Origin of the sequence: Bradyrhizobium sp. (genome assembly GCF_049581145.1) — a bacterium.
Taxonomy (GTDB): Bacteria; Pseudomonadota; Alphaproteobacteria; order Rhizobiales; family Xanthobacteraceae; genus Bradyrhizobium.
This window is the reverse complement of record NZ_JBAURI010001126.1, coordinates 1-4,464: the sequence shown is the minus strand read 5'-3', so window position 1 is coordinate 4,464 and position 4,464 is coordinate 1. Positions and strand designations below refer to the sequence as shown.

Sequence of the window (4,464 nt, the reverse complement as noted above, 5' to 3'; positions counted from 1 at the left end):
GTATAAAGTTCGGCAAGTTCCCGTGCGATTGACAAGCCGAAGCCGAACCCAGGAGAGCTTTCGTCGAGCCGTTGGCCGATCTGCACCGCTTGCGACATCTGCTCCGGGGACAACCCCGGTCCGTCGTCCTCAATGGTGAGGTGGACGCTACGCCGGTCCGCTCCTGCACCAGAAGCATTCTCCAGCACATTACCGAGCATCTCGTCGAGATCCCGCTGTTCGCAGGCTACAGCGAGATCAAACGGAATCGTGCACGTGAGCGTCACATTTTTATCGGCATTCACCTTGCCCAGGACAAACCCAAGATCCTCGACGCGGGAGGCGATTGGCGTTCTCGTACGGACGGGACCAATCAGTGCGGCCGCTCTGGCGCGCCCCAAATGATGACGGATGCGTCGGTCCATGAGCGAGACAAGGCCATGAAGATCATCAGCGCCACGGGTCTGGTTGCGGAGCGCGATTGCCAGCGTCGCAAGCGGGGTTTTCAAGCCGTGTGCCAGGTCCGAAACATGCCTGCGTGCCCGCTCCAGATTGGCAGCATTTTGGACAAAGAGCGCGTTGAGCTCATCGGTCAGCTGCACTTCCCGCGGCTGGGCGTCCGGGACACGATCGCGAAGACCCGATCTCTGAAGCTTATCATCTATTCGCCGGCCTGAATGGCATTGCGGCCCGCCAATCCAAGCATCCAGCATAATTCATCACGAGCTCGGACGTCGCGTGTGCGAAGGTCCCCTTGCGCCAACAAACGGTCGTTCGTGGATTTAGGCGCTTGTGGAAGAACCAGGCCGGTGGCCGAGCCGCAGCCCCAATGGTCCCTCGCGGATCCACCGCCCGCGGCACGAGACCCGCCCGATGCTGTATAGGATCGGGCAAGGTAGCTCAGCGGGTCAAGGTGCTGGAATGCTGGCGCCATCAGAGGGAAAGGCCCATTCCCCGAAGCTCGAAGAGCACGAGGCATCGAACGTCACCATCCCCCTGCTTCGTCCGGCCGGTCCGAAACGAATCGTCCTCGAAGCCTATTTGGCTGTTCTGGCCCTATTGACGGGCAAGAAAGACAAGGTCGCGGCCTAACCGTCCCTAAGCTTTGGTCTCGACCAGACCGTTCATTCGTCGCCGATGTAAATCGCGTGACGCGCCAAGATATCGGCGCAGGGTGAAAGGGCTTGGCGAGGGCAGTCCAATACCGAGATGGTGGAGCCGGGTTCTGACCGGACTTTCCGCCGGCCCATGGCGCGGCCGCTCACTTACCGCGTGGTATCTCACGGTATCGATACGGCAAGCATCGCCGTCAAGATGTTCTGGATGGCACTGTCAGAAAAGCCAGACGCACGCCGCGATGATTGCGAAAATTCCAAGCGCCAACACGGCGGTATCCGCAATGACGCCAATGATCAGCTCACCCCACGGCAGTAAGAGCCGTGCCATAGCCACCAACGCAATCATGGGGAGCAACGCTTCGCTAGACGGACAGACGGGGAATTGCCTTCCGGCAATGTCAAGTTGTACTGTTCCGGTATTATTACGGTGCCGTCAAGATTCCTCCGCAGAAAGATCGCGGTTGTCTCATTTTAGACAGCACGGTGCCGCGCTTCATGTTTGTCGCCATCAGAAGGACGCCGCGCAGACCGCGTTTTGCCTGTTATGTTTGCACATTCACATACCTCTGAGGAATATTTTACCGTCCGATAACGCCCATCGACGTTGTGTCAGTGGTACTTCCCTTTTGAGCTAGTCAGCTCGTTGTTAACCGGGAGCAGTTGATCGGGATGTTTCGCGTCGGCGAGGTGGGGCGGGCCATTTCGAGCAGGACCACTTTATCAAGCAGATCCTGCGCGCTTTGGTATCACGCGCAACGTTGCGCAAGGGAGACCACAACGGCACGCAATATGCGCGTCCAGCTGACGCCGTAACAAAACGCGCTGTTGCCGACGGGGCGGGGCGTTTCGCGTCCCGACATCACGACTCGCCTCCGGGACAACGAAATCGAGATGGCCACCAGCGATCCGACTGCTCGTGGATCGCACCGCGCTTCAATGAGATCGAGGCAAGGAACGGGTGGCATTAATGTAACAAGTGTTGGGGGCAGGGAGCACCAAAACAAATGAGTTGCTGGATGTGGTAGAAAGTTTCAAGAGCGGGCAGACAGTTCAGTCTCGAATGCCCCTTCCCAAAGTGTTTTTAGAACCGGAGCAGCGCGAAGGCCAACCCAGCCGAACACAAACATCGAGCAGCTGATTGCCGCAGCCGACGACAAGGCTGCGATCGATTTCAGCACTCGCATGGATAGATCCCCCATGACCGAACTCTACCCGGGGGTTTGTCCTCAATAAACGGCGAGAGCTCGCGTCGATGAACAAAGGGATTGTGGCCCGCAAAAGCCCGTAAGACTCCGGGCTTGTGGGAGGGATGCAAAAGGCAGATGCCATCGCGCAGGTTGAGGCACCAGAATGGAGGCCGCGTGATTAAGCATCATCGTATCCAGAGCCAAGATATCCTTCGCCTGCGGCGGGATCACAGAGCCAGGGTTTGCCACTATGGCCTGTTCGACAGCGCCGGTTGCGCCCAAGTCCTGCACCTGCTCCACCCTCCCGGCCTCGATGATGCTCCACGCCTGGACAGCGCCGCCACCTTGAAAGCAACGGTCGGCGCACACGGCGTTTAACGCGCGAATTTTCGAGAGGGCATCGAGACTCTTCAATTGAATATCGCGATCGATGCAAGCAGCTTTCGTTACGCGCTGCGACTGGGAAAAACTCCAGTTCATTGCTTGCGCGTGCGACTGAGAATATCGTCACTGACGGATCTGGGGGACTAACGATGCAGTCGGAGGGTAAAAAGTCTCTTCGTGCGATTGCGGACGAAGCCTTCCATGTGAAGCTCGGTCCGCTGCCGGCTTTCCCGCCGAATCCGGCGGAGACCGGGCAGGTCTAGCCCGCGGCGCCAAGCGGAAAAGATCATGAACACGCCAAACGGCAATGCGACGGCATTTGATCGCGACTTGGCGCAGATCTAAATAGAACACAAGACTTGCATCATGCTGCGGCTGCGTTTGTTTTTCGAATCTTTCAACGCGTGAGCCGATTACTCGCGGCGGATCAATGTTCAAGCTCTCACCTCACACATCACCCTCCCCCGCACCGCACGTATTTTTCGTCAGCCCTCGACATCTAAAAATGATACTGTAACTCGTGGCGCCTACTCCGCTTCCGCTGCAGCCGTAAGGCTCACCTGACCCTTCCTCTATTTGTGGAACCCGGGGGCATCGCGGCCCTTTGGAGCGCTCATGGAGTTTAGCATCGCGATTGCGAAGCGCTCTTCTGCCAAACGCTTCTCGATGAACTCCTGTTCGACATCGCTGAGGTTGGTCTTGAGCAAGTTCTGATAGTGGCCAATGTTTGCTTGGTGCGTGCGCAAACGGGCAAGTCTTTCGTCCATAACTCTCCCCAGATGTCTTGTTTTGATTTGCCCTTCGCCTGAAGGCGTAAGGTTGCGCGTTTTTGACAGGTAGCGCTGAATGCGATCACGTCAAGCCAGATCAAGACTCCGGATCTGTTCAAATATTCCGCCTGCCGTCGATACAACAAAAAATGAACGAGGCGGAACCCCTCCGGCTTCCTGATCGATCGATATGATCGAGGATGCGCGAATCAGACTTTACTAGCACTTATTCTGGCGAGGTTTCACCAGGGCTGCCTTCGGATGAGGGAAGCCAACTGTGGCTGAAACTCGTGAACTGGCGCATGGCGCCTTTCGTTAGTTTCGCCGAATACGCGCCGGAGCCGAATTCCGAAACCGAGACGAAGGATGCGCGTTCAACGACGATCAGCTGTTGTGGGACTTCGCCAGCAGCCTGCATCTAGGTCAAGAGGGGACCGCGGCATGAAATCGAAGCCGCTGCCCGCCCCTTATCTGGTCCATGGCTTCCTGAACACGACAGCGAATGCGACCGTCGAATCGCTCCATCCGAAAGCCATGCCGGCAGTCATTACGACCGATGAAGAGCGCGACGTCTGCATACGTGCGCCGAGGTACGAGGCCACGGACACTGCAGCGGCTGTTGCCCAATAGCGCGCCGAAAATTGTGGCGCACGACGGTAGACAAGGAAGATCGTCCCGCGCCTGAAGTCTGCTGGGCTTTCCCCAGGTCCATTTATCCCTGCCCCGATCAACAGACATCAACAGACCTGCCCGACCAGTCCGGTTCGGGCAAAATAATGGAAGTCACGGCTCTACTGGTCGCGGCGCGTACCGCGAACGATGTTGGGGCTTTTGATACGGCCTAAATTTCACGTCAAGGCGAAAAGGGAGCTGCTTTCCAAAGTACGATTGCTCACGAACGTCCTAGGGCCTGTCTTCAGTTAGGGGATTCCCAAATCAGTTTTTGAATGATTCATAGGCGGTCGGCCTGAGGGGGGCCGACCGATGCGACGTTTTGCGTTACGCGACGATCAATGGGAGCGGATC

The 4,464-nt window shown here is 57.4% G+C and carries 6 protein-coding genes; 3 read left to right on the top strand and 3 right to left on the bottom strand.

Translation table 11 applies throughout. The features are described 5' to 3' along the window. Positions 1-581 (bottom strand): ATP-binding protein (locus WCB02_RS36100; RefSeq protein WP_423966355.1); only part of this gene is annotated, 581 nt, incomplete at its 3' end. 319 nt (positions 582-900) lie between these two features. On the opposite strand from WCB02_RS36100, the gene WCB02_RS36095 reads away from it, so the two are divergent. Continuing rightward, positions 901-1,071: a hypothetical protein gene (locus WCB02_RS36095; protein WP_423966353.1), complete on the top strand. Its 171-nt coding sequence runs from the start codon at positions 901-903 to the stop codon at positions 1,069-1,071. 156 nt (positions 1,072-1,227) lie between these two features. Next, positions 1,228-1,413: a hypothetical protein gene (locus WCB02_RS36090; RefSeq protein ID WP_423966351.1), complete on the top strand. Its 186-nt coding sequence runs from the start codon at positions 1,228-1,230 to the stop codon at positions 1,411-1,413. 910 nt (positions 1,414-2,323) lie between these two features. Here the strand turns inward: WCB02_RS36090 and WCB02_RS36085 are convergent. Together WCB02_RS36085 and WCB02_RS36080 are read right to left on the bottom strand one after the other, a co-directional pair. After that, positions 2,324-2,764, bottom strand: a complete 441-nt coding sequence (locus WCB02_RS36085) for a hypothetical protein (RefSeq protein WP_423966349.1) — start codon at positions 2,762-2,764, stop codon at positions 2,324-2,326. 476 nt (positions 2,765-3,240) lie between these two features. Next, positions 3,241-3,435: a hypothetical protein gene (locus tag WCB02_RS36080; RefSeq protein ID WP_423966346.1), complete on the bottom strand. Its 195-nt coding sequence runs from the start codon at positions 3,433-3,435 to the stop codon at positions 3,241-3,243. 444 nt (positions 3,436-3,879) lie between these two features. Here WCB02_RS36080 and WCB02_RS36075 point away from each other — a divergent pair, with 444 nt between their 5' ends. Then, a complete protein-coding gene (locus WCB02_RS36075; RefSeq protein ID WP_423966344.1) occupies positions 3,880-4,068 on the top strand; it encodes a hypothetical protein in 189 nt (62 codons plus the stop codon). Positions 4,069-4,464: the final 396 nt, after the last annotated feature.

Coding starts and splice junctions, on each gene's coding strand:
- WCB02_RS36095 (WP_423966353.1), top strand. CDS start 901: ATGCTGGCGCCATCAGAGGGAAAGGCCCATTCCCCGAAGCTCGAAGAG.
- WCB02_RS36090 (WP_423966351.1), top strand. CDS start 1,228: ATGGCGCGGCCGCTCACTTACCGCGTGGTATCTCACGGTATCGATACG.
- WCB02_RS36085 (WP_423966349.1), bottom strand. CDS start 2,764: ATGAACTGGAGTTTTTCCCAGTCGCAGCGCGTAACGAAAGCTGCTTGC.
- WCB02_RS36080 (WP_423966346.1), bottom strand. CDS start 3,435: ATGGACGAAAGACTTGCCCGTTTGCGCACGCACCAAGCAAACATTGGC.
- WCB02_RS36075 (WP_423966344.1), top strand. CDS start 3,880: ATGAAATCGAAGCCGCTGCCCGCCCCTTATCTGGTCCATGGCTTCCTG.